Consider the following 25,413-nt stretch of genomic DNA (forward strand, 5'->3'; position numbering starts at 1 on the left):
TTCACGAGGCCAGGAGGCGACCCGCGTTCGGCACCGTCGGCGGCAGGCCCAGCTCCTGCAGGATCCGGTAGATGGTCGCGGTCGCGGCCGAGAGCACCGGGATGCCGAGCTCGTCCTCGACCGGCTGGATCGAGGGCAGCGAGGGCATCTGCACGCAACAGCTGAGCACGAGCGCCTCGGCCCGGGCCAGGTCGAGCTCCTGGCGGTGCTTGCGCAGGTCGGCGGGGTCGAGCCGGGCGACGGCGAGGTTGTCCGGCACCTCCAGCGACAGCGAGTCGACGACCTCGACCCCGGCCGCCTCGAGGTACTCGACCACGGCCTCGGTCAACGGCTTCATGTACGGGGTGATGATCGCGACCCGGGACACGCCGAGGGCGGCGATGCCGTCGAGCAGCGCGCCCGCGCTGGACACGACCGGCGCCCGGGAGCCCTCCGCCCGGAGCGCCGCGGTGATCGACTCCTCCGCGGTGCAGTGGTACCCCGGGCCCTGCGCCATGATCGCGACCAGGCAGGCGGTGGCGACGACGTCGGGCCGTGCGTCGGCCAGCTCGGTCGCCGCCCGCTCGGCCTGCGCGTTCATCGCGCGCAGCTGCTCGGGGGTGACGTGCTGCATCCGGGCCCGCGCCGAGTGGAAGACGAACCGGTGCTCCGGGTCGACCTCCTCGCGTGCACGCAGCATCCGCGGCAGCTCGGTCTCCATCGTGAGGTTCGAGCTCGGGACGATCATCCCGATGTGGTGGTCCGTGCTCATCGCTTGTCCACCGGCCGCATCTCCGGGACGGTCAGCTCGCCGGCGTCGACGATCAGCTCGTCGTCGAGATAGAGACTGTTGCCGCGCATCGGGATGTCGAAGTGACACGCGGTGTCGTTCGGCCCGCCGAGCTCGTTGTTCGGCCCGATGGAGAACATCACGTTGCCGTAGAAACTGCGCAGCTCCATCCCCATGCCACCACCGAACTGGGTCAGCCCGTGCCAGTGCGCCCGCTCATCGAGCCCCCACCCGACGTGCGACATCCCGTAGCCACGCGGATCGTCGAACGACTCGATATAGCTCTTGAGCAGGTCCGCGTCCAGCCCCGAGGAACCCGCGCCGCCGCGGATGTCGCGGATGAACCCCGCCTCGATGGTGATCTCCACCGGGGTCTGCACATAGGTGTTGAACGGCAACAACACATCCCCCGGCGCCAGCACGATCTTCCCGTCCACCCCGTCGTCCGCCCCGCCGGTGAACACGAACGCCGCCGGCCAGTGGTCCCAGCGGCCGGGCTGGTCGGTGTAGCCGTACTCGCTCAACGTCGGGTACACGCCGAGCTTGTAGGTCACGTCGGTGCCGTGCGGGCTGGTGATCCGCATGGTCTGCGCCTTGGCCAGCAGCTCCGCCCCGATCTCCACCCGTTCCCGCAACTCACGGGTGGGCATCAGCCGGGCCAGCAGCGGGGCCGGCTCGACCGCGGTCAGGATCCGGGTCCCCGCGGCCTGGATCTCGAACTGCTCCGGGCTGAACAACAGGAACGTGCAGTCCACCACCATGTCCACGCTCTTGAGCGCCTCCACCGCCAGCCGGTTGCCCGCCAACCCCGAATCACCCACCGCCCACGCCCCCGACGCGGTCACCGGCGCCGGCAGCCGCAGGTGGAAACCCTGCGCACCCAGCTTGCCGATCGCCCACAAGAACGCATCCGCGTACTCCGCCCGCTCGTTCCCGCGGGTCAGCACCGCCACCGTCTCGCCCTCGTGCACCGCCGAGAGGGTCAGCTGCTGCAGGCAGATCTCGTTGAACAGGTTCTGGTCCATGGCTCCTCCGGCCTCGGCTCCCGAGATAGTCCGAACACTGACGATTGCCGCTACGGGCCGCTGCGTCAAGCGCAGGATGTGACATCCGGGTGACGAAATGCCGGATCGGCCAGATCTGAACCGGTCACGAGACGCTCCCGGCGGGCCGGCCCGGGTCCGCAGCGCACCGGGCTCGGGGTCGGTCCGCCCTCCGGTCAGCGGAGCAGCTCCGGGTCGAGCCCGGCGAGCCGGGCGGGGTCGGCCAGGATGTCGATCTCCGTGATCCGCCCGCCGTCGACGGTGAACGCCAGCAGCGCGACCGGGCGGCCGTCGACCGTGCCGAGCACTCCGGGCGCGCCGTTGACCAGCACCGGGTGCCGGACCTGGTCCTCGCTGCGGTAGGCCGCCGCCTGGCCGGCCACCGCCCGCGCCCCGTGCACCGCGCGCAGCCCGGTGCCGGTGTCGGCGCGCAGCACGACGTCCGGGTCGAGCACCGCGACCAGGCCCTCGATGTCCCCCTCGCGGGCCGCGGCGAGGAACGCGTCGACCACCTGGCGGCGCGCACCGCGGTCCGACCGGGACGCCGGCTCGGCCCCGCGGACCCGGCGGCGGGCGCGGCTGGCGAGCTGGCGGGCCGCGGCGGGGGTGCGCTCGACGAGCGGCGCGATCTCGTCGAACGGCAGCCCGAACATGTCGTGCAGCACGAAGGCCAGCCGCTCGTCCGGTGCGAGGGTCTCCAGCACGACCAGGAGCGCGAGCCCGACCGAGTCCGCGAGCTCCGCGCCGTACTCGGGGTCACCGGCGTCGTCGCGGCGGACGACCGGGTCCGGCAGGTGGTCCGGGAAGGCCTGCTCGCGGCGGGTCCGGCGGGCCCGCAGCTGGTTGAGCGCCACCCGGGCGACGACCGTGGTCAACCAGGCCCGCGGGTTGTCCACGTGTGCCGGGTCCGCGCGGTGCAGGCGGATCCAGGCCTCCTGCACGGCGTCGTCGGCCTCGCTGAGCGAGCCCAGCACCCGGTACGCCACCTGCCGCAGGTACGGCCGGTGCTCCTCGAAGTCCGTCACCGGATCCATCCGTCACATCCTCCCGTCGGCGGGTGTCGAGGTGATGACCCACGAGAACCCGCCGATGTGACGGCGGGACGGAAGGAGACCGACATGTCCGCACGCATGACCAACCCCGCCATGGTCGTCCCCGGTGCCCTGGAGGCCCTGCTGGCGCTCGGCGAGGCGGAGAAGGCCACCGGCATCCCGGAGACCGTCCTGGAGCTGGTGCACCTGCGCGCCAGCCAGATCAACGGCTGCGCGGTGTGCCTGCACATGCACGCCCGCGCCCTGCGCAAGGCCGGCGAGCCCGACGAGCGCATCGACACCGTGGCCGGCTGGCGCGACGCCCGCTTCTTCACCGACGAGGAACGGGCGGCGCTGGCCCTGACCGAGGCCGTGACCCGGCTGGCCGACCGCGCCGACCCGGTGCCGGACGAGGTGTTCGAGGAGGCGGCCGCGCACTACGACGAGCAGCAGCTCGGCGCGCTCGTCCTCTCGATCGCGAACATCAACCTGTGGAACCGGCTCAACGCCACCACCCGGCAGGTCGCCGGCGCCTACGAGCGCTCGTGAACCCGTCGGACCTCTCGTAGGGGGCGCGGGACCAGTGGCGCAGATCGCGGCGAAGGCGGCCCAGCGGCCGTGCATCTCGGTGGGGGTGGGGAGGTCGAGCGCAACGAGGGTCACCCGGACAGGCTGGTCATGGGGTGTCCAAACATGAAACACCTCGCACGGGGAAGGTTCGGGGAAGGTGGCGGCAGCAGCCTCCCCGAGAACGACGAAGGAGTCGATCCCCGCATGAAGACCAAGGCCGCAGTCGTCTACGAGACCGGCAAGCCGATCGAGATCGAGGAGCTGGAGCTCGACGGCCCCAAGGACGGCGAGGTCCTGATCCGCTACACCTACGCCGGGCTGTGCCACTCCGACGTGCACATCTCCCACGGCGACCTCGAGGCCCGCCTGCCGATGGTGCTCGGCCACGAGGGCGCCGGCATCATCGAGGAGGTCGGCCCGGGCGTCACCCGCGTGAAGCCGGGCGACCACGTCGTCTGCTCGTTCATCCCGAACTGCGGCGTCTGCCGCTGGTGCGCCACCGGCCAGCAGGCCATCTGCGACATGGGCGCCACCATCCTCGAGGGCTACCTGCCCGGCGAGCGCTTCCCGTTCACCGGCCCCAAGGGCAACTACGGCGCGATGTGCATGCTGGGCACCTTCTCCCAGTACGCCACCATCCACCAGAACTCGGTGGTCAAGGTCGACGACGACCTGCCGCTCGACAAGGCCGTCCTCGTCGGCTGCGGCGTGCCCACCGGGTGGGGTTCGGCCGTCAACGCCGCGGACGTCCGCCCGGGCGAGACCGTGATCGTCTCCGGTGTGGGTGGCATCGGCATCAACGCCGTGCAGGGCGCCCGCTACGCCGGCGCGAAGAACCTCATCGCCGTCGACCCGCTGCAGAACAAGCGCGAGAAGGCGATGGAGCTCGGCGCGACCCACGCCGTGGGCACCATCGAGGAGGCGGCCGACCTCGCCCGCCAGATGACCAACGGCAACGGCGCCGACAAGGCCGTCGTGACCGCGGGCCTCGTGACCGAGGAGATCGTCACCGGCGCGTTCGACGCGATCGGCAAGGGCGGCACCGTCGTGCTGACCGGGCTGAACAAGCTGTCGGTGCAGAACGTCAACATCCCCGGCTCGATCATGACGCTGTTCAAGAAGACGGTGAAGGGGTCGCTGTTCGGCGACTGCAACCCGACCACCGACATCCCGAAGATCCTGGGCCTGTACCAGTCCGGGGACCTCAAGCTCGACGAGCTGATCACCAGGACGTACTCCCTCGAGCAGGTCAACGAGGGCTACGAGGACCTGCTCAACGGCAAGAACGTCCGCGGCGTGCTCGTCCACGAGCACTGAGTCGGAACCCCGTCCTCGGCGGGCCGGGAGAACCCGGCCCCGCCGAGGACGGCGTCTCACGCCGGCCGCTCGCGCAGCGCCTCCGGGTCGATGTGCAGCTCGCGGATCCGGCGGTAGAGCGTGGTGCGGCTGATCCCGAGCCGGCGTGCGGCGTGCACCTTGTTGCCCCTGCAACTCTCCAGGCAGCGGACGATCGCATCCCGCTCCGCCTGCCAGAGGGCGCCCGGGACCGGTTCGCGCGGCCCCTCCCGGTAGCCGGGCGGCAGGTCGGCCTCGGTGAGGTCGCCCGCCGACCGGCGCCCGGCGACGTACCCGACGACCGTGGCGAGCTCGCGCAGGTTGCCCGGCCAGTCGTGGGCGGCGAGGGTCCGCAGCGCTCCGGTGGTGAAGCGGACGGCGGGACCGGCGCGCTCCCGCAGCAGCGCCCCGGCGAGGGCGGGGACGCGGTCCCGCCGGCTGCGCACGGTCGGCAGCTCGAGGCGGACCGGGCACCGGGCCGCGAACGCCGCCGTCTCCCCGGCCGTCAGCCCGTCGAGGCCCGCGGTCAGCACCAGCCGCACGCCCCGCCGGTCCACCTCGCGCGCCAGATGTGCCGCGACGGCCGGTGCGAGCAGGTGGGCGTCCTCGACGAGCAGGGTGCCCCCGCCGGTCGCCTCGGCCAGCGGCACGTCCGTGTCGGCCACCGTGACGTGCGCACCGGCCAGCACGGGCACCCCCGCGCCGGCGAGCTCCGTCGCGGCCGTCGTCCGGCCGGTGCCGGGCTCGCCGAGCACCAGCACGTTCGCCTGCTCGGCGCGATAGCGACGGATCCGCGGCCGCAGCTCGGCGTGCCAGTCCCGGTCCGGCACGGGCGCCGCCGCCCGTACGGCCGGCGGTCGCTCCGGCCGCTCCAGCTCCACGAGGAAGCCCCCGGCGCCGACCGGCTCGACGCGGGCGACCATCCCCTCGCCCGACGCCAGCTCGACCTCGGTGCGCACCGGCCCCGGCCGCCCGTGCCGCAGGGCCTGCAGGGCGGCGTGGTCGACGGGCTGCAGCAGGTCGGCCGCGGCGTCGTTGGTCAGCACGAGGTCGGGCCCGAAGGCCACCAGCGGCCCCGTCGCCCGCAGCCGCGCCGCCTCGAACGCCGCGAGCACCCGCCGGTGCGAGCCGCGGGCCTCGGCCAGCATCCCGTCGGCGATCTGCTGTGCGGCGCCGAGCAGGAAGGGCCGCAGCAGCGGGCTGGCGTCGGCGGTCAGGCAGGTGATGTCCAGGACGCCCGCGTGCCGCCCGGTCAGCGGGTCCCGGATCGGCACCCCGTAGCAGGCGAACCGCTTCAGCGACTCCAGGTAGTGCTCCGCGCCCACGACGGCGATCCCCCGGCGCAGTTCGGCGACGGTCGCCACCGAGTTCGTGCCGCTGACCCGCTCGGTGAACAGCATCCCGGGCACCACCCCGACCGACTGCAGCACCGGCTCCAGCTCGGGCGAGCCGAGCCGGATGTCGACCAGCCGCGTCTCGCGGTCGGCCAGGACGAGCGCGAACCGGGAGCCGCGCAGGTGGCCCTCGAGCGCGGTGAGCACCGGACCCGCCGCGCGGCGCAGCCGCGTGCCGGGGTCGGGCTCGACGGCCGCGCCGGTGTCGAGGCACGCGGCGGGATCCAGCCCGGCGGACGAGAGTCGCTGCCAGGACTGGGCGATCTCGGGACGGAGCGCGGACATGCCCGGACCCTCCTCGCTGCGGGATCCGACGGTGGGAGTCGACACGGATCCTATGCCGCGTGACGCATCCGTCGACTCCGAGCGGACGAACCGAGGGGTCCTCAGGTTGCCCACAGGGGACGCGTGCACGATGTGACGGGTGCAGCTCGACATCGACCGGTCGCCGACGGGCGTGACCCCCGAGCGCCCGCGACCGGACCTGCTGGGTCGCGCCGCCCTGCTCGTGCTCGGAGTCGTCACGGTCCTGTCCGTGGTCCGTGCCTTCGGCCCGCTGACGTACCCGGGCGACATCTGGCGCCAGTCCGACACCGCGTCGATGGCCCGCAACTACGCCGAGCACGGGCTCGACCTGTTCATGCCGCAGATCAACTGGGGCGGGAACGGTCCCGGCTACGTCGAGTCCGAGCTGCCGATCATGCCGTGGCTCACCGGCGTCCTCTACACGCTCTTCGGCCAGCACGAGTTCCTCGGCCGACTGGTGTCGCTGGCCTTCATGCTCGTCGCGACCGCGGCGTTCTGGGGGCTGGCGAAGCGGATCCTGCCGCCCGCGGCCGCCCGCTGGGCTCTGATCGCCTGGGCGGTCTCGCCGGCGTTCATGCGCTGGGGCACGGCCTTCATGCCCGAGGCGACGGTGCTCGCCTTCACGGTGCTGGCCCTGCTCTTCTTCTGCCGCTGGCTGCAGGAGGACCGGCCGGTGTGGCTGGTGGCCGCGGCCGGGGCGGTCTCGCTGGCCGGGCTCGCCAAGCCGACCTCGCTGCACGTCGGGCTGGTGATGGCGCTCTGGTTGCTGCTCGCGGCCCGCGACCGCCTGCGCCGCCCCTCGGTCTACCTCGCCGGGCTCGCGGCGCTCGTGTTGCCCGTGCTGTGGCTGCGGCACGCCTCGGGCCTCTACGAGACCTACGGCAACACCTTCGGCGTGATCTCCGGGGGCGACGACAAGTTCGGCAACCTCGCCATGTGGCTGGGCGCCGACTTCTACCTCGGCAACCTGCGCAGCGAGGTGCTGTTCGTCTACGGCGTGGTCGGGGTCCCGCTCGCGCTGCTGGGCGCGGTGTGGCTGTGGCGGCACCGGCGCGGGGCGCCGGCCGCGCCCTTCCTGCTGGCCGGCGCGGTCGCGCTCGTCGTCTACTACTTCGCGGTCGGCCGCTACAGCGGATCCGACCTCGGCATCCAGTACCACGTGTACTCGCTGCCCTACGCCGCGACCGCGATCGGGATCGGTGTGGTCGCGGCACAGCGGCTGCTGCGTGGGCGGGTCGCCCCGCGCCTCGTCGCGGTGCTCGGGGTCGTGGCCGTGCTCGCGCTGGGGGCCCAGTCGCTCAACGTGTTCCGCCAGTCGTTCGACCCCGACGCCGGCGCCCTCGGCACGTGCGCCACCCAGTTGGCGGCGGTGTCCGCGCCGGGCGACCTGGTGGTCGTCGGCACGGACAGCACCACGACCGAGGACGGCGTCGCGAACAACTACCAGGAGCCGGTGATCCTCTACCGGGCCGACCGGTACGGGTGGGTGCTGGCCGCCGACCAGTACGACCCGGACCGGCTCGCGAGCATGCAGGCGCAGGGGGCCCGCTGGTTCGTGAACCCCGTGCCCGCGGAGCTCACGGGCCCGCTGGCGAGCTGGCTGCGCGACAACGCCGACCAGGTCCGCACCACGGCCTTCGACGGCTGCGACGTCTGGGCCCTCCGCACGCCCTGACCGGGCTCCTCACTCCGCGGCAGCCAGCCCGGAACCGTCCGGGGCGCCGAGCAGCGGCACGGGGACGCTGACGAGGGTGACGGTCGTGCCCGCGTCGTCGCGGCGGATCGAGACCCGCTCCATGCAGCCGCGCATGACGCTCATGCCGTAGCCCTTCTCGCCGTGGTCCGGGCGCCACACGCCCTCGTCCCGCACCGTCACGACGACCTGGCGGCTCGCGGGGCCGGCCACCAGCCGGCCGACGACCTCGACGTCCCCGGGGACGCCCCCGGCGTAGGCGTGCTTGACCGCGTTCGTGCAGGCCTCGCTCACGGCGAGGATCGCGTCGACGCGCTCGGCCTCGGGCCACTCCAGCGCCTGGAGCCAGCGGTCCAGCCCTGCCCGGAAGAAGGCGAGCTGCACCGGGTCCGCGCCGAACCGGATGCTGTAGAAGCCCGAGTCGTCCGCCATACCCCCGAGGATGACGAAGCCCGGGGCCCTTCGCGACCGCTGGCCGGACGCCGGCCGATCATCGGGCGGGGGGTATCCGGGGCGTCAGGTGGGCAGGCGTGGCTCCGGGACGTCCACGACGACCGGTTCCGCGGCCGGCGCCGGGATCCCGGCGGCCTCGGGTCCGACCACGTCGACGAGCTCGGGACCGCCGACGACGTCGAGGTCGGCGTCCGCCGGCGTCTCGGCCAGACCGAGCACCCGGCGGCGGGCCCGCGCCCGCCGGCTCAGCTCGGCCTGCTCGTCCGCGGTCCACGTCTGCCGCTCGGCCGGCGGTTGTCTGGAGACCATGCCTCGCACCCCCTGAACGCCCTCGTCCGGTTCGGCCGTACCCCTTGTGAGATCAGGCTCACGAGAGGCGCGACACCCCGGCGGGCGTACCGAGGTCCGTCCAGTGTGCCCCCGGCACCCGCCGGAAACCCAGCCTCACCTGCGCGACGGGCGCGCCCACCCCGGTCGGAGGGGGCCTGTCGGCGGGGAAAGGACGGCCCGGTCCGACGGTGAGCTGCGGCGTCATCCGCCCGTAACATTCGTGGGCCCGTCGCCGGCAGGTCGCGACGGCACGGGACGGGCAGGGTGGTGCGCGGATGGGCCGGATCCCCCGCCGCTTCCGTCCGATCCTGGCCGGGGCCACGCTCCGCGACCGCCTGTACGCCTGCGGCGGGGCGCTCGCCGCCCTGTGTGTCACCGCGCTGCTCGGCTACGTCGTCGTGGGACCCGAGGCGGCGTTGCCGTTCCTCGTCGCGCCGGTCGGAGCGTCGGCCGTCCTCGTGTTCGCGGTGCCCGCGAGCCCGCTCGCCCGACCGTGGTCGGTCGTCGGCGGCAACGTGCTCTCGACGCTGGTCGGCCTCGGCGTGCTGGCGTTCGTCCACGACCCGTTCCTCGCGGCCGGGCTCGCGGTGGGCGGGGCGATCGCCGCGATGTCGCTGTTCCGCTGCCTGCACCCGCCCGGGGGCGCCGCGGCACTGACGACCGTGATCGGCGGCAGCGTGGTCTCCGCCGCCGGCCCGTTGTTCGCCTTCGTCCCCGTCGGGCTGAACTCGGTCGTCCTCGTCGCGATGGGCTGGCTGTTCCACCGGCTCGCCGGCCACGCCTACCCGCACCGGGCACCGCGCACCGATCCCGCGGAGCGCCGCAGCCGGTTCCGCGCCGAGGACGTCGACCGGGCGCTGGCCGAGGTCGGTGAGGCGTTCGACATCAGCCGCGAGGACCTCGGGGTCCTGCTGCGCGAGGTGGAGACCCAGGCCCTCGTCCGGCGGCACGGTGAGCTCACGGCGGGCGACGTGATGTCGCGCGAGGTCGTCCGGGTGACGATGCACGACACCCCCGAGACCGCCCGCGCCCTGTTGCTCGCCCACGACCTCCGCACGCTGCCGGTGCTCGGACCCGACGGCGCCGTCGTCGGCACGGTCGGGCTCCGTGAGCTCGTGCGTCCCGCCACCTGCGTCGGCGAGCTGGCCTCGCCGCCCCTGACGGCCCCGGTGGACCTGCCCGCGCTGGCGCTGAGCCGCGCCCTGAGCGACGGCCGCGCCCACGCCGCCGTGATCCTCGACACCGAGGGCGGGCTGTGCGGCATGGTGACCCAGACCGACCTGATCGTGGCGCTCTGCCGGGCCCTGACCGACCCGGTGTGACCTCGAGGGCGACCGGTTCCGGAGCCCTCAGCCCTCGAGGCGTGCCCGGACCGCCGACAGCCGCTGGATCAGTTCGGGCTCCGTGATGACGCCGCGACGGACCAGCGAATGCGCCAACGACACCAACTGACTCTCCGGATAGGGCAAGCCGGAATAGAGGGTCGCGGACAGGGCGTCCTCTTCGTCGCGGCGAGCCCGGAAATCAGGGACATCCGCGTCGGAGGCGCAGTGGTCGAGTGCGTCGCAGAGCCCGTCCAAGCTGGTCTTCCACGGCGGAACCGGGTTGTCGACGCCGTACTTCGCCGCCATCCTCGGCCACACCTGGTTCTGTGTGACGATCTCCCGCAGCACTGCGACGTCGGTGTCGGGCACCGACGAGCCCCCGCCCTCCGCGGCCATCACTCACCGACCGGATGCAAAGCCGGCCGGGTGGCGACGACGACATTGGTCGTCACGCCGGCCCGAGGGAGCGCAACGCCGATCAGGCAGTCCCGGGTGACGATCTCGGTCAGCTGGTCCTCGGTCCAGTCGTCCGTGTTCTCCGGCCGCATCGGCATCACCATGAAGCGGTGCTTCTGGTTGGAATCCTGAACGCGGATCTCGACGTCCTCGTCCAGGTACAGCCCGAACTCGGACAGCACCTGGCGCGGATACCTGACCAGCCGGCGGCGGTAGTTGGGTGTGCGGTACCACTCGGGCGAGTTGCCGAGGATGGGCCGCGGATAACACGAACACAGGGCGCAGACGATGACGTGGTGCACCGTGGGGGTGTCGACGAGGATCTCGAAAGCGGTGAAGTCGCTGGGCGTTCCGAAGCCGGTGGGCTCGAGCCAGTCGACGCCGACCTCCTTGCTGGCCGCCATCGGATCGGCGACCGCCAGAGCCTTGAAATCCGGATCGAGCCACGACCGGGCCACCAGGCGCGCGGCGGGCGTGGGCCCGATCTGCTCGGCGAACTCGGTGAAGCGACGATGCTCCTCCGCGGTGAAGATGCCCTTCTCGATGCACAGCTCGCGCAACGCGATCTCCAGCACCTCGAAGTCCGTGACCTCGTCGACCATCGGCTTGACGGTTCGGTCGTGGTCGTGGTCGTGGTCGTGGTCGGCCATTGTCTTCCGTTTCTGCGCGGGACGGTCCGGCGGATCCGTCAGTCGACGGGCTCGAGCCAGCGCTCCGGGATCTCGGTGCGCAAGGTGTCGGTCGCGGTGCCGTTGTAGCCGTGCCACAACTCGGCCATGGTGAAGCTGACGACGTAGAACCACTCGGGCTCGGCGGCCGGTCGGTCCCAGGTCTCGTCCTCCGGCGCCGGGCTCTCGTAGGCGACAGCGGCGATCCGGCCCGTGGCGCCGCGCGCGTACTCCGGGGTGCGGGTGTAGAAGAGCACCGGCAGTTCGCGGACCCGCACCGGATCACCCACGGCGAACCTCGGCTCCCCCGCTCTGCCCGCGTACACCTGAGGGTCGCCCTTGCCCAGCGCATGCACGATGTGACTGTTGCGTTTCACCTGCGTTCCGTCGCCCTCGAACGCGGGCTCGGCCGTCAGTGTCCTCCCGGCCAGGCCGCCGTCGTAACGCCGTCGGACCTCTGCCATCCGCTCGGCGAGCTCCGTCAGCCCGAGGTGGTGCTTCTCGACCAGTACGCGGGCCACCGCCAGCAGCCAGCGGCCGTAGTAGGGAAAGCCGAGATAGACCGCGCGGCCGACGTCGACGTTCCCGATGCGCCGCCGCTCCTCGGACAGCCAGATACCGCGCCAGGCCAGTACCTCGCACATGACGTACGTCATGTGCTCCCAATGCTCGTATTCCTTGTTCTCGTACCTCATGGGCACGTCCGGCTCACCACCGACGTCGTGCACCGGTTTCATGTACGCGGTGAAGCGATCGTGGTCGAGCAGATCCGGCGGGGGCGCATCGGGAAGTTCCGGGTAGGCCGACCTCAACCTGGACACGAGATCCAGTTGGGCGGCACGATCGGCTGCAGTGCTCACGATGGCTTCTCCCCGGAGTCCGAACCTGCGCTGACTCATGACCCGTGCCGGCCGTTCTTCGAGCACCCGACCTTTCGGTGAGCTTACGAGTGAGCCAATTCGCTGTCGTTCACTCGAATGTGTACTCGCTCGGCTCACCCAGTGACCCCCTGCCCAGCTGGACGACCAGGTCAGGGTGCGGCGTGGCATGACCTCGGGTGGACGAGGCTTGCCGGTGGACGGGCCGATCGCCTGGGTCGACGGGTCAACGGCGTCGGGCTCGATGCGCCCCGGTAGTCCCCGGACGGCGTGAGGGCCGTCACTGTCAGTCTGGGTGTGGGGTGCTCGACCACAGTTGAGGTCGGGCGAACGTGCTGCTCACTCCGCCGACTGCGGCTCGCCCCGGCAGGGCATGGGGGCACGGTCGGTGGCCGAGCGGGTCCGCGTATCCCGCTTCTGGGCTTGGTGGTGGGGCGGCGGGCGTGTAGCGTTGATCTCGGTCACCGTAGTTCTGATGTTCGTGTTTTAGGGCGCGCTCGCAGGATGATGATGCGGGCGGATTCGCTGTCTTTGGTGTAGCTGAAGTTGGCTGCCGTCTGGGAATCACTTTGACCCGGGCAGCCACGGGCGTGGTTGTTCCGTCCAACGCTACGCGACAAGGAGCACCACATGATCCGTGGAACTGTGAAGTGGTTCAATGCCGAAAAGGGCTTCGGTTTCATCGCCCCGGACGACGGCGGCGCCGACGTGTTCGTTCACTACTCGGCGATCGACTCGTCCGGGTTCCGGGAGCTGACCGAGAACCAGGCGGTGTCCTACGAGGTCACCCAGGGAGCCAAGGGGCCGCAGGCTTCCACCGTGCTCATCTGAGTCGGAACCAAGCGCCTCTCGCCCGGCGGTGGTGCCCCGCGTCCAGCGGGCACCATCGCCGGACCTGTTTTGCCTTCAGCACGTGATCGTCACCGATACCTGAGAGAACCGGCGAGGAGCCTTTCATCTCCGCTCGACACCGTTCCCAGCCCGGCGCCGCGACCCTCGCGTGCGTTCGCCCGCAGCGTCGTCGCGTCGTTTCCTCGTCGCGTCCGTGCGCCGTCCCTGAATCGAGTGGGGTTCGCTGCGATGAGCTGCAAGCGGACCAGTTCCGGGGAGCCGAGCCGGCCGACACGCCGCCGAGCGACCCTTCCTCCGTGGAGCGCAGTAAGCCCGCCCCGCGCGGCCCTCGCATACCATTTGACACCGTGCGCGGCTGAAAGATCAGCCCAAGGCTGGGCGCGCGGGCAGCGCGTCGAGCCAGGCGACCTGCTCAGGAACGGTCTCGGGCGACCGAGCAGCCGGTCAGCGACGAGTGGGAACCGGTCGAGCCCACTGATTCCGCTGGCAGCCCTCACGCCACTCAACCCACTCCGCCGCCGCCCACAGCCGCAGACCAGGGGATCGGCCGCGGGCGTGCCCCGCGCCGGCCGCTGTCAGGTGCGTGCTCGATCACTGACGACAGTCATCTGCCCGAGACCTACTCGACGCCTGCGGCACGCGAACGCGACGGTGAGCGGCCCGGCCGCGACAGGCCGAACATCTGCGCGGGTCTTGGTCGAGGTCGACGTCACCGGATCAGGGCGATTCGGAAGCGCGGGTCACCGTGAACCCGCTCGCCTGGACGCGCTGGTTCAGCTCGGTGTTCATGCGCCGCGCCTCTTCGAGCTGGTCTTCCAAGATGATGATGCGGCACGCCGCCTCCACGCCCATGCCCTCGTCGACCAGCGCCCGGACCCGGGCGGCCAACCGCAGCTGGTACCGGGAGTAGCGACGGTGTCCCCCGGGCGAACGCTGCGGGACGAGCAGCTTCACCTCGTCCAGGCTGCGGAGAAACCCGGGCGTGGTACCGAGCATCTCCGCCGCTCGACCCATCGTGTAGGCGGGGTAGTGCTCGTCGTCGAACTTGTCAGCCCCGATTTTCGGGTCTCGGGTCATTCCACCTCCACAGACGAGGGGCCCCGGTGCAGTCGCACCGGGGCCCCAGGGTTAGCTCTTCACACCATCAACCGACTCGAACGTCGGTCTTCTCGACCCGCAGGACACTGAAACCAACTTCTGCGGGAAAACGCATCCGCGTAATAACCGAGAATCACCTTCCGTTCCGACGAGACGATACCCACTGGCCACACGGCCGGTAGCGGGTCTGACAGTGAGCTGCTTTCCCTTCTCCTCAGTGTTGCGACTTGCTGGTGTTGCGACTTGCTGGTGTTGCTTCACGGGTAGTTACGTCATCTCCCGTGCTGATCTTCTCTCTCTTCAACGCGGAGGAGACTACACACAGCCGTGCGCGGATGTCTACCTCGGGGGGGTGAGATTTTCTCGGGTACGCGAGGTGCGCCAGCGCCCCGGGCCGTGAAGCCCGCTCCCTGCCTTCGGTCACAGGCGGGCGGCTGAACGGTGATCTGGGGACGATCTGGGTCCAGGCCCGTGACGATCCCTCCGGGACGCGTTAGGTTGACGTGGTCAGGTCGGACAGCACGGGGACCATGGTCGGACTCACCGCACAGGTCTCCGTCGCCAAGAGTCGCGCTCCGCGCGCTCGGCGAGTGCTGAGCCGGCTCGAGGAGTACCCATGACGCGGCTCGGAACCGACCGTTCCCTGAAGGAACCCAGCGAGTGGGCGGCGCAAACCGCTGCGTACGAGGTCGCGTGCCGGAGGCAGAGCGTCAGGGCGGCGCGGATCGTTGCCGATCGGGCCACGGACGCGGCCGACTGTCGCGAGCTGCTCGACATGCTCGGACTGGGGGCCGACGACCACCGGGCAGGCTGACCCGCTCACCGCGCTCCGCCGGGAGGATCCGGCCCGTCGGGGTCGTGTGCATGGTGGGGCAGCCACGGTCTCCCCCGGGCAGCCGCATCCACTTCACTCTGCTGGACGCGGAATCCGCGCCGGCCGTGTCCGGCGTCTACCGCCTCCAAGGCCCCGCGTCGAGCTGGCCGGGCCGGCCGGGCGGCCCGTGACGTAGTTCGATCGCTCCGGTCACGATCCCGCCCGGCCATCATCGGCCGTGAGTTCGCCGAAGTGGTCTCCTCCCTGGGCTACGGCACGACGGGACTCTCGCTGCGACAGCGGCTGTTCGGGATCACGGACTGGCACCGCCACGGAACGCCGCGCCGCGGTCGCCGAAGCCGTGCGCGTCCTCGCCTCGACTCCGCGGGTCCGACCGGCCGCGGCGCGGCGGCACTCGGTCGCGCGCCGGGAATCCCGCGAGCTGCGCAAGGACACCCGCGGACCTCGCGGCGGAACGCCGCGACCGGGGACGCCGGCCTGGGCGGGCGGGTCCCCGGTCGCGGATGCGGAGGAGACGGCCGGGGACGCCGGCCGTCGTCAGCCGGTCCTACGCTGCGCGCCGACGAGGACGAAGACCATCGTGCAGGGCGAGTCGCTGCGGTTCCGCCAGGCGTGCCGGGTGCCCCGCTGCACGACGCAGGTTCCCGGGGTGACGTGCGCCTCGGCCCCGTCGTCGAGCTCGAGGTACACCTCGCCCTCTACGCAGACGCCATAGTCGACACTGTCGGTGGTGTGCATACCGGGGCTGTCGGGTTCGAACACCCCGATCAGACCGGGCTGGGTCCGCTCCGCCTGCGCCGCGGCCTCCTCGGGGTCCGCGTCCCCCTGCTCCGCTGCGGCGGAGTCGGGAGGGAAACGCACCACGATGAACCGCGAACCACCGGGCCCGGGGAAGAACGGGAACGGCACCGTCGCCGGGTTGTCCCCCGCGCCGACGGACGGGAGGCCGTCGGCGGTGCCCCAGATGTTGAAGATGTCCAGGCCGAGAACGGTTCCCGGCTCGACGGACTTCTCCTCCGCGAACACCGACTTGCCGTCGGCGGTTCGGTCCGTGACGACCTTGCTGACCTCGAATGCCACCGTGTTCCTCCTGACGTCGTGACCGGCGTGCCCTACAGACCCACCCATCGCCTGCCGGTTCCGCGGACGATGCGGCCGAAGGCCGAGCCGCTGAAGTGCCCGTCGGCGGCGAGGACCTCGGAGTCCCCCTCGAGCTCCGCGGCGATCTTGTCCCGGGTGCGGGCGGCCGTCTCCGGATCGACGTCGAAGATGATCCGCAGGTCACCGTCGGCCAGCTGCAGGGGGCAGTGCACGACGTCGCCAAGGATGATCGCCCTGTCCGCACCCGAGGAGATCACCGCCGAGCAGTGCCCGGGCGTGTGCCCCGGGCTCGCGAGCACGTTGACCCCCGAGGCGACGAGCGCACCGTCACCCACGGACTCGATCCGGTTCACCAGCGGCGCCTGGACCGCTTCCGGGTGCGGCCCGACCACGGCCAGTTGCTCGTCGGTGACGCCCTGCCAGAACTCGAACTCGCCCTCGCCGACGACGTACCGGGCGTTGGGGAAGGTCAGCTCGCCGTTCTGTGCGGTCCAGCCGACGTGGTCGAGGTGCAGGTGGGTGTAGAACACGACGTCGACATCGGCCGGTTCGACGCCGGCCTGGCGCAGGCTCGACAGCAGCTGACCGCCGCGGAACACGCCGCCCACCGGGGGGAACGGGACCGTCATGTCCCCGAAGCCCAGGTCGACGACGATCTTCTGGTCGCCGGTCTCGACCAGGAACCCGCCGAGGGTGAGCAACAGCTTCCCCTCGGCGTCGAACAGCTCTCGATGGGCTTCCCAGAGCGCCTCGTTCGAGGCCGGGAAGACCGTGCCCGCCTCGACCGTGGCGTCGCCGTCGGGCAGGTAGGTCACCTTGATGTCACCCACGTCGATGGACTCGAGGGGTGCGGGTCGTGCGGACATGGTCGTCCTCTCTGATCTGTGGGTGCGGCGGGAGAGCCGTCAGCCGGCCAAGGCCCCGAGCACCGGCTCGAACGGTGGATCTGGGTTTCCACGACCACGCCCTGCGCGAGGTAGGAGTCGCCGTCGAGCAGGGACTTCAACTCGGTGGTCCGGTCGCCGACCTCGACGACGAGGATGCCGCCGGTGCCGTCGTCGAAGGGGCCCGCCAAGCGCACCGCGCCGGCGGTCACCTGTTCCTTGAGGTGCGTCGGGCAGCCATCGCCGACTCGTCGCCCGCGCGCCTATGCCCGCGCAGCGGCGGCGAAGGCCTCGAGCTCGCGCGGGATGTCCGGGCCTGCGGGCTGATATGCGATCTCGGTGCTCCCGGCCGCTTCCAGCTTGGCGAGCTTGTCCCGCCACTCGGACGGTGACAGCGCCAGCCCGCCCTTGACCATCAGCTCGCCGGTGACGAAGGGTCGGTCGAGCTCGTTCACGGCCACCAGGTGCCGGTCGTGCAGGGCCAGGTGCCGCCTCTCCTTCGGAATGTCGTCGTAGGCGGCGGCCCACTCGGAGCCCCGCTCAGGCAGCAGCTCGTCAATGACGCCGTGCTCGACGGCCCAGTGCAGGACGACGCTCAGCCCGTGTCCGGCCGCGTCGACCACCCTTGCCGAGCCGGGATCCTCACCGTCCTCGAGCACGGTCCCGAAATCCAGGATGACGCTCGAGGCCAAGTCCGCGTTCGGTACCAGCACGGTCAGGACCTCGGCGCCGAGGTCGCGGGTCACCCCGTAACCCTTCGGCCCGTTGGCGGCGACCACCCACGGAACCTCGATCGGGCGGGCGGGGGCGTACCGGTCGTCCGGCGCCAGCATCTTCATGATTCCGCCGTCCCACTCGACCTCCTCACCCCGCAGCAGGGCCGACACCACCAGCACGTACTCCTTGACCTTGGCCCACGGGAGGGGCCGCTTCCCCATGGACAGGCGCCCGGTGAAACCGGAGCCGACTCCGACCATCGTGCGTTCGGCGCCTGCCACCGAGACCAGCGTCGCGATGGCCGATGCGGTGACCATCGGATGACGCAGGCTCGGAATCAATACACCGGGACCAAGGGTGATTCGCTCGGTGCGTTCGGCAGCGCGGCAGAGCTGAACCCAGACGTCGGGATAGAGAGCGGGCGAGTCGTAGAAGAATGCGCGCTCATAACCCAGGTTCTCGGCGATTCGGGCGTGCTCATGACTGTCCAACGACGTCGCGAACGCGCATGAAATCCTCACGAGGCCTCCAACTCAGGACACGGAATAGTGACCAATGCAGTGATGACCGGGTCGGACCGGAAGGTCAGGAGATCTCCTGATCGGGAACGCTAGCGCCGCAGTGAGGGGCGGACGTGTCCGACTGTGCGACACAGCCGAAGTACCGGGCACCGGACGACGAGGGAGACGACGAGGGAGAACAGGCCGAACGCCTCGTCTCCACCCCGCGACGTCTCCACCCCGCGACGTCTCCACATCGCCGCGGGCGGAGCGGACCTCCCTTTCTCCACGGCAGGGGCACCACCATGAGAACCGGTATGCAGGGCAGCGGCCGGCTCGGACCGAGGATCTCGGAGGTCATCGCGCGCGAGTTGGCGAACCACATCGTGGAGGCCGAGCTCGTTGCCGGGAGCCTCCTGCCCACCGAGCGGGAGATGATCGAGAGCTTCGACGTCGGCCGCTCCACCATCCGGGAGGCGCTGCGGCTGCTGGAGACCGGCAACGTCATCACCCGATGCCCCGAGCCGGGCGGCCCGGTCGTGGCGGGCTTGCTCATCCAGTACGCCAACGCCGGCACCCGCCGTACGTACGCCTACGCGCTCGGCCTACCCGTGGCCTGGACCGACGCCCTGACCGGCGCCGGTCCCGTGCCGACTGCCACCGGTCAAGCCTACGAGCGGCACCCACGCCGACCGTCCCTCTCATGCCGGCACACCTGCCGGCGAGGCGTTCCGACACACACCTTCGTGGATCGTGATCCACTTCGCCGACCTGGAACGAGTCGAGCCCTGACCATATCTGCTGGTCAGGGCCCGATTCCGTGCTGTGCGCCCGAAGGGATTCGAACCCCTAACCTTCTGATCCGTAGTCAGATGCTCTATCCGTTGAGCTACGGGCGCCTACCGTGTCCGTGCGACACAGCCGTTTTCAATTGTACAGCCTGGCCGAACCGACCCGGGAGTCGGCCCTGCCGGTGCGGAGGCTCCGGGATTTGAACCCGGGATGGGGGGTTACCCCAAACCGCATTAGCAGTGCGGCGCCATAGACCAGACTAGGCGAAGCCTCCCGGGGCCTCTCGGCCTCCAGCGGGTCCAAGAGTACACACGGCCCGGAGGGGGTTCGCACCCCACCCCGGGTCCGCGCGCCGGGGGCCCGTCAGCGGGAGGTGGCGGCCAGGTCGAGGAAGGGCGCGAGGGCGTCCGGGTTCTGCAGCGCGCCCCTGCTCACGGCCTTGTCCGGGCTGACCCCGGCGAGGATCTTCTTGACCGGGACCTCGCACTTCTTGCCGTTCAGGGTCCGCGGCACGGCGTCGACGACCACGAACCGGTCCGGCACGTGCCGAGGCGAGAGCTCGCTGCGCAGCGCCTTGCGCAGCCGCGGCTCGACGTCCTCCAGCGACGCCGCCGGGGCCAGCACGAGGAAGCACAGCAGCGCCCCCTCCTCCTTCGCACCCAGCGCCGTGGTGTCGATCACCAGGGAGTCGGCCACCTCCTCGAAGCCCTCGACCACGGCGTAGAAGTCCGCGGTGCCCATCCGGACCCCGCCGCGGTTCAGCGTGGAGTCCGACCGGCCGTAGATCACGAAGGAGCCGCGCGGGGTGGCCCGCACCCAGTCCCCGTGCCGCCAGAGGCCCGGGTACATCTCGTAGTAGGCCTCGCGCAGCCGGGACCCGTCCGGGTCGTTCCAGAACATCACCGGCATGGACGGCATCGGCTGGGTGATCACGAGCTCCCCGACCTCGACCGGATCGGCACTGACGAGATCCTCACCACGCTCGTCGAACGAGTGCACGTCCGCCCCGAGCGCCGCGACGGACAGCTCGCCCAGCCACACCGGCACCGTCGGCGCCGAGCACACGAACGCCGCGCAGACGTCCGTGCCGCCGGACACCGAGCAGATCTGGATGTGCTCGCCGCAGGCCTCGGCGATCCACCGGAAGCCCTCCACGGACAGCGGGGAGCCGGTGGAGCCCAGCGCCCGCATCCGGGACAGGTCGTAGCTCTCCCGCGGCCGCAGGCCCTTCTTCAGGCAGGACTGCACGAACGGCGCCGACACCCCGAACACGGTGACGCCGTGCTTCTCGGCCAGCGCCCACAGCGCGCCGAGGTCGGGGAAGCCCGGGTTGCCGTCGAACAGCAGGATCGTCGACCCGACGAGAAGCCCGCCGACCAGGAAGTTCCACATCATCCAGCCGGTGGTGGTGAACCAGAAGAAGGTCTCCCCCGGCCCCAGGTCGTTCTGCAGGCGCAGGGCCTTGAGGTGCTCGAGCACGATCCCGCCGTGGCTGTGCACGATCCCCTTCGGCAGCCCGGTGGTGCCCGAGGAGTAGAGCACCCACAGCGGGTGGTCGAAGGGCACCGCTTCGAACTCCAGCGGCCCGGCCTCCGCGGTGAACTCCACCCACGGCGTGGTGCCCTCCAGCCGAGCCTCCGGGTCGAGGTAGGGCACCAGCACGGTCCGCCGCACGGTGGGCAGCTGCTCCTGCAGGGCCGCGACGGTCTCGCGGATGTCGAAGGCCTTGCCGTTGTAGCGGTAGCCGTCCACGGCCAGCAGCACCACCGGCTCGATCTGGGCGAACCGGTCGTGCACCGCCCGCGCGCCGAAGTCCGGCGAGCAGGACGACCACACCGCGCCCAGCGAAGCCGCCGCCAGGAACATGACCAGCGTCTCGACCGAGTTCGGGGCCAGCGCCACCACCCGGTCCCCCACCCCGACGCCCGCGGCGACCAGCCCGGCCCGGGCGCGCGCGACCTGCTCGCGCAGCTCGGCGTGGGTGACGGTGCGCTCCACACCGTCCTCGCGGGCGAACACCACCGCGGTGTCGGCGGCCTCACGCCCGGGGCCGGGGGTGAGCGCGTGCTCTGCGTAGTTCAGCGTGGCGCCCGGGAACCACTGCGCGCCCGGCATCTCCCGCGAGCCCAGCACCGCCGTCGGCTCGTCCCGGAAGATCACCCCGAGGAAGTCCGCGGCCGCGGCCCAGAAGCCCTCCAGGTCGCGCACCGACCAGGCGTGCAGGGCGGCGTAGTCGGTGTCCGACCCCAGCTCGACGCCCAGGTGCTCCTGCACCCACCGCGCGAACTCCGCGATCGCGGTGCCGCCGGCCTGCTCCGGCGACGGGGACCAGAGGACGTCGGGGACGTCGGCGTCGAGAGTCATGGCGTCATCGTCGCCGACGCCGCGGGAGCGGGGCCACCCTTGTGTGACCAGGGCGGTGGTGCGGAGGTCAGCGCAGGTGGGAGTCGAACCAGTTGAGCATGCGCTGCCAGGCGTCGGCAGCCGTCGCGGGGTCGTCGTCGAAACGGTGCCCGGACCCCGGGTAGGTGACGAGGTCCGTGGCGACCTCGGACTCGCGGGCGGCGTCGAGCAGCCGGTCCAGCTTCCCCTCGTCGTCCCGGTCGCCGTAGATGCCGAGCCATGGGCAGGTCAGCCCGGGCGCGGCGGACACCAGCGCGGGCAGCGGGCCCATCGGCTCGTCGATCCCGCCGCCGGCCACGGTGACCGCGGCCCCCAGGGTGCGCCGCGCCGCCACCAGCAGCGCGACGCTGCCGCCGAGGTCGAAGCCGATCACGCCCATCCGGTCCGGGGGGACGTCGTGGTCGGCGAGCCAGCCGAAGGCGGTGTCGGTGTCCGCCATGACCTGCTCGCCGTCGAGGCGGGCGACGTGGTCGGCCACCTGGTCCTCGGCGCCGTCGAGCTCGTCGGCCCCGTCGCGGTGGTAGAGGTGGGGCGCGACGACCAGCCAGCCGTCGCCGGCCATCCCCTCGACCAGCCGGCGCACCGCGTCGGTCACCCCGCGCGCCTCGTGCAGCACGACGATGCCGCCGCGGGCCGGACCCTCGGGTTCCGCGACCGTGAGGCGCAGGTCGGACCCGTCGACCAGGGGCACCGCCTCGGTGCGGATCTCGCTCATGTGGACAGCCTTCCACGACTGCGGCGCCCGCCGGGGGCGGGGCGGGTTACCGTGACGCACATGACGCCGATCCGTCCCGACCTGGACTCCCTGCCCGCCTACGTTCCGGGCCGGGCCGTCCCCGGGGCGATCAAGCTGGCGAGCAACGAGGTCGCGCTCCCGCCGACCGCGCCGGTGCTGGCGGCGATCGCCGAGGCCGCGGCGGCCGGCAACCGGTACCCCGACCTGGCCGTCGTCTCGCTGAGCGAGCGGCTCGCCTCGGAGCTCGACGTCACCCCGGACCGGATCGCGGTCGGCTGCGGGTCGGTCAGCCTCTGCCAGCAGCTCGTGCAGATCACCTGCCGGGAGACCACGGACGAGGTCGTCTACGCCTGGCGCTCCTTCGAGGCCTACCCGATCGTGACCCAGATCGGGAACGCCCGCGCCGTCACCGTGCCGCTCGACGGCGACTTCCGGCACGACCTCGACGCCATGGCCGCGGCCGTCACCCCGCACACCCGGCTCGTGTTCGTCTGCAGCCCGAACAACCCCACCGGCACCGTGGTGCACCGGGGGGAGTTCGAGCGGTTCATGGACGCGGTGGGCCCCGACGTCGTCGTGGCGCTCGACGAGGCCTACCACGAGTACGTCACGGACCCGGAAGCCGTGGACGGGCTGCCCCTGGTCGACCGCTATCCGAACCTCGTGGTGCTGCGGACCTTCTCCAAGGCCTACCGGCTGGCGGGCCTGCGGGTCGGCTACGCCGTGACCGCGCCGGAGATCGCGACGGCGTTGAAGAAGGTCTGTGCGCCGTTCAGCGTCAGCACCGTGGCCCAGGCGGGAGCGGTCGCGGCCCTGGACCACGCGACGGAGCTGCTGGCGGCGTGCAAGGAGGCCGTCGGCGAGCGGGTCCGGGTGCGCGAGGCGCTGCTCGCGGCCGGATTCACCGTGCCGCACACCCAGTCGAACTTCGTGTGGCTCTCCCTCGGCGAGCGGACCGCGGAGTTCGCGGCGCACTGCCTGGAGCACAAGGTGGTGGTCCGGCCGTTCCACCCCGACGGCGTGCGGGTCACGGTCACCACGCCCGAGGAGGACGACCGGTTCCTCGAGGCCGCCCGCAGCTTCGGCTGACCCCGGGGTCCTTCGACCCGGCATCTCCGGGCATTTCCCCGATGTCGGGGCCGCGACGCGGGTGTTCACTGCCGGTATGAGCAGCAACTCGCCGTACGAGTACCCCGGCGACCAGTCCGGCCGGGCCCCGCTCGTGCCGCGCGACGACGAGCGCAACTGGGCCATGGCCGCGCACGTGCTCAGCTTCGTGTCCGCCTGGTTCGCCCTCGGCCTGTTCGCGCCGCTGATCGTCCTGCTGGTGAAGGGCGGCGACTCGGCCTACGTGCGCCGGCACTCGGTCGAGTCGCTGAACTTCCAGATCAACGCCCTGATCTGGACGGTGGTGTTCGGCCTGCTGATCTTCGTGGGGATCGGCCTGGTCCTGCTGCCGCTCTACGGGGTCTTCTACGTCGCCTGCGTGGTGATGGGGACGGTCCGGGCCTCGCAGGGCGTGGACTTCCGCTACCCGCTCACGCTGCGCCTCGTCCACTGACAGCGTCGTCCACTGACGGAGGGACGCGGGCGGGCCCGGACCGCTTGGTCCGGGCCCGTCGCGCTCGAGCAAGTCAGCGTGTCACGCCACGCCTGTTGTACAGCGCGGTTGCACCGGCCACCGCCGCGACAGCCAGCACGATCTTGATGATCAGCTCGATCCAGTCGACCCCGTTCGTGCTCGCGACGCCGAGCGCCTGAGCGATGAACAGACCGACGACGGCCGCCACGACGCCCGCGAGGATCGTGAGCCACATAGGGATGTTCTGCTTCCCCGGCAGGATGAGCCTGCCCAGAACACCCAAAACGAGGCCAATGATGATGGTCCAGATGATGCCCCAGAACGAGATGCTCACGGCGCTCCTCATGGTGGAAGGGCAGCTCCCCTCGGCTGCCCGTGGGGCCCCTGCCTAGCACAGCGCCGTCCCGTCAGCTTCTTGTCGGAAAGGTCGGGACCGAAGCGTTATCTCCCGTTCCGTCGCAGGTCAGGAGGTACACCCGGACGGATGACCACGGTCGGCCCTGCGGCCCTGTCGGACGGCCCGAACGGGACGAATATCGTCACCGTCCGTTTACGGCTCCCGATCACCGGGCACTTGCACCTCGACCACATCGGACACGCTCCGGAGGAACCCGGCGCGAGCGCAGGAGGAAGCAATGGGTGTCATCGGTTGGATCGTCGTCGGGCTCATCGTCGGCGCCCTCGCGAAGCTGATCATGCCGGGTAAGGACCCGGGCGGCATCATCGTCACCTGCATCATCGGCATCGTGGGCGGCCTGCTGGGCGGGTGGATCAGCTCCGCCCTGTTCGGCGTCGACACGGGGAGCTTCTTCGACCTGCGCACGTGGGTGATCGCCCTGATCGGGTCGCTGGTGCTGCTCGGCATCTACCGGCTCGTCGTCGGTCGGCGTTCGCGCACCCACGCGTAACCCGCCCGTCGCACGACGCACGCACGGCGCCCGCCCGGAGAACCCCGGGGACGGGCGCCGTCGCGCGTGCGGGTGTCGCGCGGGCGGTTCAGCCCTCGAGGACGTACCCGGCCCCGCGGATCGTGCGGATCCGCTCGGGGCCGATCTTGCGCCGCAGGTAGGAGATGTAGACCTGCACGAGATTGGGCGACGCCGGCTCCGACCACACCTGGTTCGCCAGCTCCTCGTGCGACACGGTCGCCCCCGGTTCCGCGAGCAGGGCGGTGAGCAGCGAGAACTCCGTGGGCGACAGGGACACCGGGGTGCCGTCCACCGTCACCTCGCCGAGCTCGGTGTCGACCACCAGCTCGCCGCGGCGGATCAGGGTGTGCCCGAGGGCACCCGTGAGCCGCAGCCGCAGGCGGATCCGCGCGGACAGCTCGTCGACGGAGAAGGGGCGCAGGACGTAGTCGTCCCGGTCGCTGCGCAGCTGGGCGATCACGGCGTTGCGGCGCTCACGCGGGGTGAGCACCACCACCGGCACGCTCGGCGACTCGGCGTGGACCGCCGCGAGGACGGCGGCGTGCTCGGGCCCGGGGAGGTCGACGTCGAGCACCAGGAGGGCCGGCGGGGCGGCACGGATCGTGTCGAGGACGGCGATGCCGTCGCCGGCGAGGTCGGCGCGCATCCCCTCCGCACGGAGGGAGCGCAGCACCGAGGCCGACGCGGCGGTCGGGGGCAGCGCCACGAGGACGGGGGCGTACGGGGGCACGGA

At 71.5% G+C, this 25,413-nt stretch carries 26 protein-coding genes, 2 tRNA genes and 1 pseudogene; 10 read left to right on the forward strand and 19 right to left on the reverse strand.

The features are described 5' to 3' along the window. Position 1 precedes the first annotated feature (1 nt). The 3 genes from LWC35_RS02110 to LWC35_RS02120 all read right to left on the reverse strand — a co-directional run bounded on the left by LWC35_RS02110 (position 2) and on the right by LWC35_RS02120 (position 2,846). Positions 2–751, reverse strand: coding sequence for a maleate cis-trans isomerase family protein (locus LWC35_RS02110; RefSeq protein WP_269803436.1), 750 nt, complete (start codon positions 749–751; stop codon positions 2–4). Continuing rightward, the gene (locus LWC35_RS02115) at positions 748–1,794 is read right to left on the reverse strand and encodes a 2,5-dihydroxypyridine 5,6-dioxygenase NicX family protein (protein WP_232868143.1); all 1,047 of its coding nucleotides are present in this window, start codon (positions 1,792–1,794) and stop codon (positions 748–750) included. The genes LWC35_RS02110 and LWC35_RS02115 overlap by 4 nt, the downstream gene beginning before the upstream one ends. 194 nt (positions 1,795–1,988) lie before the next feature. Further along, positions 1,989–2,846, reverse strand: coding sequence for a sigma-70 family RNA polymerase sigma factor (locus LWC35_RS02120; RefSeq protein ID WP_232868144.1), 858 nt, complete (start codon positions 2,844–2,846; stop codon positions 1,989–1,991). 84 nt (positions 2,847–2,930) lie between these two features. Between LWC35_RS02120 and LWC35_RS02125 the strand changes: the two genes are divergently transcribed. Together LWC35_RS02125 and LWC35_RS02130 are read left to right on the forward strand one after the other, a co-directional pair. Next, a complete protein-coding gene (locus LWC35_RS02125) occupies positions 2,931–3,392 on the forward strand; it encodes a carboxymuconolactone decarboxylase family protein (RefSeq protein ID WP_232868145.1) in 462 nt (153 codons plus the stop codon). A 225-nt stretch (positions 3,393–3,617) separates the two neighbouring features. Continuing rightward, entirely contained in the window at positions 3,618–4,730 is a 1,113-nt protein-coding gene (locus tag LWC35_RS02130; protein WP_232868146.1) for an NDMA-dependent alcohol dehydrogenase, read from the forward strand. A gap of 56 nt (positions 4,731–4,786) precedes the next feature. Here the strand turns inward: LWC35_RS02130 and LWC35_RS02135 are convergent, their stop codons facing one another. Further along, positions 4,787–6,427, reverse strand: coding sequence for a sigma-54-dependent Fis family transcriptional regulator (locus tag LWC35_RS02135; RefSeq protein WP_232868147.1), 1,641 nt, complete (start codon positions 6,425–6,427; stop codon positions 4,787–4,789). A gap of 139 nt (positions 6,428–6,566) precedes the next feature. Here LWC35_RS02135 and LWC35_RS02140 point away from each other — a divergent pair, with 139 nt between their 5' ends. Next, positions 6,567–8,123, forward strand: a complete 1,557-nt coding sequence (locus LWC35_RS02140; protein ID WP_232868148.1) for an ArnT family glycosyltransferase — start codon at positions 6,567–6,569, stop codon at positions 8,121–8,123. A gap of 9 nt (positions 8,124–8,132) precedes the next feature. Here the strand turns inward: LWC35_RS02140 and LWC35_RS02145 are convergent, their stop codons facing one another. Continuing rightward, a complete protein-coding gene (locus LWC35_RS02145) occupies positions 8,133–8,573 on the reverse strand; it encodes an ATP-binding protein (protein WP_232868149.1) in 441 nt (146 codons plus the stop codon). 84 nt (positions 8,574–8,657) lie between these two features. Continuing rightward, positions 8,658–8,903 carry a hypothetical protein gene (locus LWC35_RS02150; RefSeq protein ID WP_232868150.1) on the reverse strand — a complete coding sequence of 82 codons (246 nt, stop codon included), beginning with the start codon at positions 8,901–8,903 and terminating at the stop codon, positions 8,658–8,660. Positions 8,904–9,199: 296 nt separating this feature from the next. On the opposite strand from LWC35_RS02150, the gene LWC35_RS02155 reads away from it, so the two are divergent. Continuing rightward, positions 9,200–10,246, forward strand: a complete 1,047-nt coding sequence (locus LWC35_RS02155; protein ID WP_232868151.1) for an HPP family protein — start codon at positions 9,200–9,202, stop codon at positions 10,244–10,246. 27 nt (positions 10,247–10,273) lie between these two features. Here LWC35_RS02155 and LWC35_RS02160 read toward each other — a convergent pair whose 3' ends face one another. Genes LWC35_RS02160 through LWC35_RS02170 form a run of 3 tightly spaced genes read right to left on the reverse strand, consistent with a single transcriptional unit; the run spans position 10,274 to position 12,299 of the window. Further along, positions 10,274–10,618, reverse strand: a complete 345-nt coding sequence (locus LWC35_RS02160; RefSeq protein WP_232868152.1) for a hypothetical protein — start codon at positions 10,616–10,618, stop codon at positions 10,274–10,276. Between the two features lie 26 nt (positions 10,619–10,644). Next, positions 10,645–11,355, reverse strand: coding sequence for a thiocyanate hydrolase subunit gamma (gene scnC, locus LWC35_RS02165; protein ID WP_308194440.1), 711 nt, complete (start codon positions 11,353–11,355; stop codon positions 10,645–10,647). Positions 11,356–11,393: 38 nt separating this feature from the next. Further along, positions 11,394–12,299, reverse strand: coding sequence for an SH3-like domain-containing protein (locus LWC35_RS02170; RefSeq protein ID WP_232868154.1), 906 nt, complete (start codon positions 12,297–12,299; stop codon positions 11,394–11,396). Positions 12,300–12,881: 582 nt separating this feature from the next. Here LWC35_RS02170 and LWC35_RS02175 point away from each other — a divergent pair. Next, positions 12,882–13,082: a cold-shock protein gene (locus LWC35_RS02175; protein WP_232868155.1), complete on the forward strand. Its 201-nt coding sequence runs from the start codon at positions 12,882–12,884 to the stop codon at positions 13,080–13,082. Between the two features lie 738 nt (positions 13,083–13,820). Here the strand turns inward: LWC35_RS02175 and LWC35_RS02180 are convergent. Continuing rightward, positions 13,821–14,180, reverse strand: coding sequence for a MerR family transcriptional regulator (locus tag LWC35_RS02180; protein WP_232868156.1), 360 nt, complete (start codon positions 14,178–14,180; stop codon positions 13,821–13,823). Between the two features lie 637 nt (positions 14,181–14,817). On the opposite strand from LWC35_RS02180, the gene LWC35_RS02185 reads away from it, so the two are divergent. Then, positions 14,818–15,015 carry a hypothetical protein gene (locus LWC35_RS02185; RefSeq protein ID WP_232868157.1) on the forward strand — a complete coding sequence of 66 codons (198 nt, stop codon included), beginning with the start codon at positions 14,818–14,820 and terminating at the stop codon, positions 15,013–15,015. A 558-nt stretch (positions 15,016–15,573) separates the two neighbouring features. Here the strand turns inward: LWC35_RS02185 and LWC35_RS40060 are convergent. The 3 genes from LWC35_RS40060 to LWC35_RS02200 all read right to left on the reverse strand — a co-directional run bounded on the left by LWC35_RS40060 (position 15,574) and on the right by LWC35_RS02200 (position 18,259). Then, the gene (locus tag LWC35_RS40060; RefSeq protein ID WP_232868158.1) at positions 15,574–16,116 is read right to left on the reverse strand and encodes a cupin domain-containing protein; all 543 of its coding nucleotides are present in this window, start codon (positions 16,114–16,116) and stop codon (positions 15,574–15,576) included. A gap of 32 nt (positions 16,117–16,148) precedes the next feature. Continuing rightward, complete coding sequence (locus tag LWC35_RS02195) at positions 16,149–17,003, reverse strand: MBL fold metallo-hydrolase (protein WP_232868159.1); 855 nt, start codon at positions 17,001–17,003, stop codon at positions 16,149–16,151. Positions 17,004–17,284: 281 nt separating this feature from the next. Further along, positions 17,285–18,259 carry an LLM class flavin-dependent oxidoreductase gene (locus tag LWC35_RS02200; protein ID WP_232868160.1) on the reverse strand — a complete coding sequence of 325 codons (975 nt, stop codon included), beginning with the start codon at positions 18,257–18,259 and terminating at the stop codon, positions 17,285–17,287. A gap of 296 nt (positions 18,260–18,555) precedes the next feature. Between LWC35_RS02200 and LWC35_RS40765 the strand changes: the two are divergent. Next, positions 18,556–18,747 (forward strand): annotated as a pseudogene (locus LWC35_RS40765) (FadR/GntR family transcriptional regulator); the annotation flags it as partial. A gap of 317 nt (positions 18,748–19,064) precedes the next feature. On the opposite strand, the gene LWC35_RS02205 reads toward LWC35_RS40765, so the two are convergent. The 4 genes from LWC35_RS02205 to LWC35_RS02220 all read right to left on the reverse strand — a co-directional run bounded on the left by LWC35_RS02205 (position 19,065) and on the right by LWC35_RS02220 (position 22,148). Further along, a tRNA-Arg gene (locus LWC35_RS02205) sits at positions 19,065–19,137 on the reverse strand. 77 nt (positions 19,138–19,214) lie between these two features. Next, a tRNA-Ser gene (locus tag LWC35_RS02210) sits at positions 19,215–19,304 on the reverse strand. Between the two features lie 89 nt (positions 19,305–19,393). Then, the gene (locus LWC35_RS02215) at positions 19,394–21,394 is read right to left on the reverse strand and encodes an acetoacetate--CoA ligase (RefSeq protein ID WP_232868161.1); all 2,001 of its coding nucleotides are present in this window, start codon (positions 21,392–21,394) and stop codon (positions 19,394–19,396) included. A gap of 67 nt (positions 21,395–21,461) precedes the next feature. After that, positions 21,462–22,148: a dienelactone hydrolase family protein gene (locus tag LWC35_RS02220; RefSeq protein WP_232868162.1), complete on the reverse strand. Its 687-nt coding sequence runs from the start codon at positions 22,146–22,148 to the stop codon at positions 21,462–21,464. Positions 22,149–22,208: 60 nt separating this feature from the next. Between LWC35_RS02220 and hisC the strand changes: the two genes are divergently transcribed. After that, positions 22,209–23,258 carry a histidinol-phosphate transaminase gene (gene hisC / locus LWC35_RS02225; protein WP_232868163.1) on the forward strand — a complete coding sequence of 350 codons (1,050 nt, stop codon included), beginning with the start codon at positions 22,209–22,211 and terminating at the stop codon, positions 23,256–23,258. A 76-nt stretch (positions 23,259–23,334) separates the two neighbouring features. After that, complete coding sequence (locus LWC35_RS02230; RefSeq protein ID WP_232868164.1) at positions 23,335–23,730, forward strand: DUF4870 domain-containing protein; 396 nt, start codon at positions 23,335–23,337, stop codon at positions 23,728–23,730. A gap of 73 nt (positions 23,731–23,803) precedes the next feature. Here LWC35_RS02230 and LWC35_RS02235 read toward each other — a convergent pair whose 3' ends face one another. Next, a complete protein-coding gene (locus LWC35_RS02235) occupies positions 23,804–24,079 on the reverse strand; it encodes a GlsB/YeaQ/YmgE family stress response membrane protein (RefSeq protein WP_232868312.1) in 276 nt (91 codons plus the stop codon). Between the two features lie 307 nt (positions 24,080–24,386). On the opposite strand from LWC35_RS02235, the gene LWC35_RS02240 reads away from it, so the two are divergent. Then, entirely contained in the window at positions 24,387–24,659 is a 273-nt protein-coding gene (locus LWC35_RS02240) for a GlsB/YeaQ/YmgE family stress response membrane protein (protein WP_232868165.1), read from the forward strand. A gap of 88 nt (positions 24,660–24,747) precedes the next feature. Here LWC35_RS02240 and LWC35_RS02245 read toward each other — a convergent pair whose 3' ends face one another. Next, positions 24,748–25,410 (reverse strand): response regulator transcription factor, encoded by a 663-nt coding sequence (locus LWC35_RS02245; RefSeq protein ID WP_232868166.1) that lies wholly within the window; start codon positions 25,408–25,410, stop codon positions 24,748–24,750. Positions 25,411–25,413 lie beyond the last annotated feature (3 nt).

The sequence above is a fragment of the Pseudonocardia kujensis genome (assembly GCF_021283305.1).
In the GTDB taxonomy this organism is placed as follows: domain Bacteria; phylum Actinomycetota; class Actinomycetes; order Mycobacteriales; family Pseudonocardiaceae; genus Pseudonocardia; species Pseudonocardia kujensis.

Coding starts and splice junctions, on each gene's coding strand:
- hisC (WP_232868163.1), top strand. CDS start 22,209: ATGACGCCGATCCGTCCCGACCTGGACTCCCTGCCCGCCTACGTTCCG.
- LWC35_RS02155 (WP_232868151.1), top strand. CDS start 9,200: ATGGGCCGGATCCCCCGCCGCTTCCGTCCGATCCTGGCCGGGGCCACG.
- scnC (WP_308194440.1), bottom strand. CDS start 11,355: ATGGCCGACCACGACCACGACCACGACCACGACCGAACCGTCAAGCCG.
- LWC35_RS02115 (WP_232868143.1), bottom strand. CDS start 1,794: ATGGACCAGAACCTGTTCAACGAGATCTGCCTGCAGCAGCTGACCCTC.
- LWC35_RS02150 (WP_232868150.1), bottom strand. CDS start 8,903: ATGGTCTCCAGACAACCGCCGGCCGAGCGGCAGACGTGGACCGCGGAC.
- LWC35_RS02110 (WP_269803436.1), bottom strand. CDS start 751: ATGAGCACGGACCACCACATCGGGATGATCGTCCCGAGCTCGAACCTC.
- LWC35_RS02145 (WP_232868149.1), bottom strand. CDS start 8,573: ATGGCGGACGACTCGGGCTTCTACAGCATCCGGTTCGGCGCGGACCCG.
- LWC35_RS02175 (WP_232868155.1), top strand. CDS start 12,882: ATGATCCGTGGAACTGTGAAGTGGTTCAATGCCGAAAAGGGCTTCGGT.
- LWC35_RS02240 (WP_232868165.1), top strand. CDS start 24,387: ATGGGTGTCATCGGTTGGATCGTCGTCGGGCTCATCGTCGGCGCCCTC.
- LWC35_RS02130 (WP_232868146.1), top strand. CDS start 3,618: ATGAAGACCAAGGCCGCAGTCGTCTACGAGACCGGCAAGCCGATCGAG.
- LWC35_RS02215 (WP_232868161.1), bottom strand. CDS start 21,394: ATGACTCTCGACGCCGACGTCCCCGACGTCCTCTGGTCCCCGTCGCCG.
- LWC35_RS02120 (WP_232868144.1), bottom strand. CDS start 2,846: ATGGATCCGGTGACGGACTTCGAGGAGCACCGGCCGTACCTGCGGCAG.
- LWC35_RS02220 (WP_232868162.1), bottom strand. CDS start 22,148: ATGAGCGAGATCCGCACCGAGGCGGTGCCCCTGGTCGACGGGTCCGAC.
- LWC35_RS02195 (WP_232868159.1), bottom strand. CDS start 17,003: ATGTCCGCACGACCCGCACCCCTCGAGTCCATCGACGTGGGTGACATC.
- LWC35_RS02185 (WP_232868157.1), top strand. CDS start 14,818: ATGACGCGGCTCGGAACCGACCGTTCCCTGAAGGAACCCAGCGAGTGG.
- LWC35_RS02180 (WP_232868156.1), bottom strand. CDS start 14,180: ATGACCCGAGACCCGAAAATCGGGGCTGACAAGTTCGACGACGAGCAC.
- LWC35_RS02125 (WP_232868145.1), top strand. CDS start 2,931: ATGTCCGCACGCATGACCAACCCCGCCATGGTCGTCCCCGGTGCCCTG.
- LWC35_RS02135 (WP_232868147.1), bottom strand. CDS start 6,427: ATGTCCGCGCTCCGTCCCGAGATCGCCCAGTCCTGGCAGCGACTCTCG.
- LWC35_RS02230 (WP_232868164.1), top strand. CDS start 23,335: ATGAGCAGCAACTCGCCGTACGAGTACCCCGGCGACCAGTCCGGCCGG.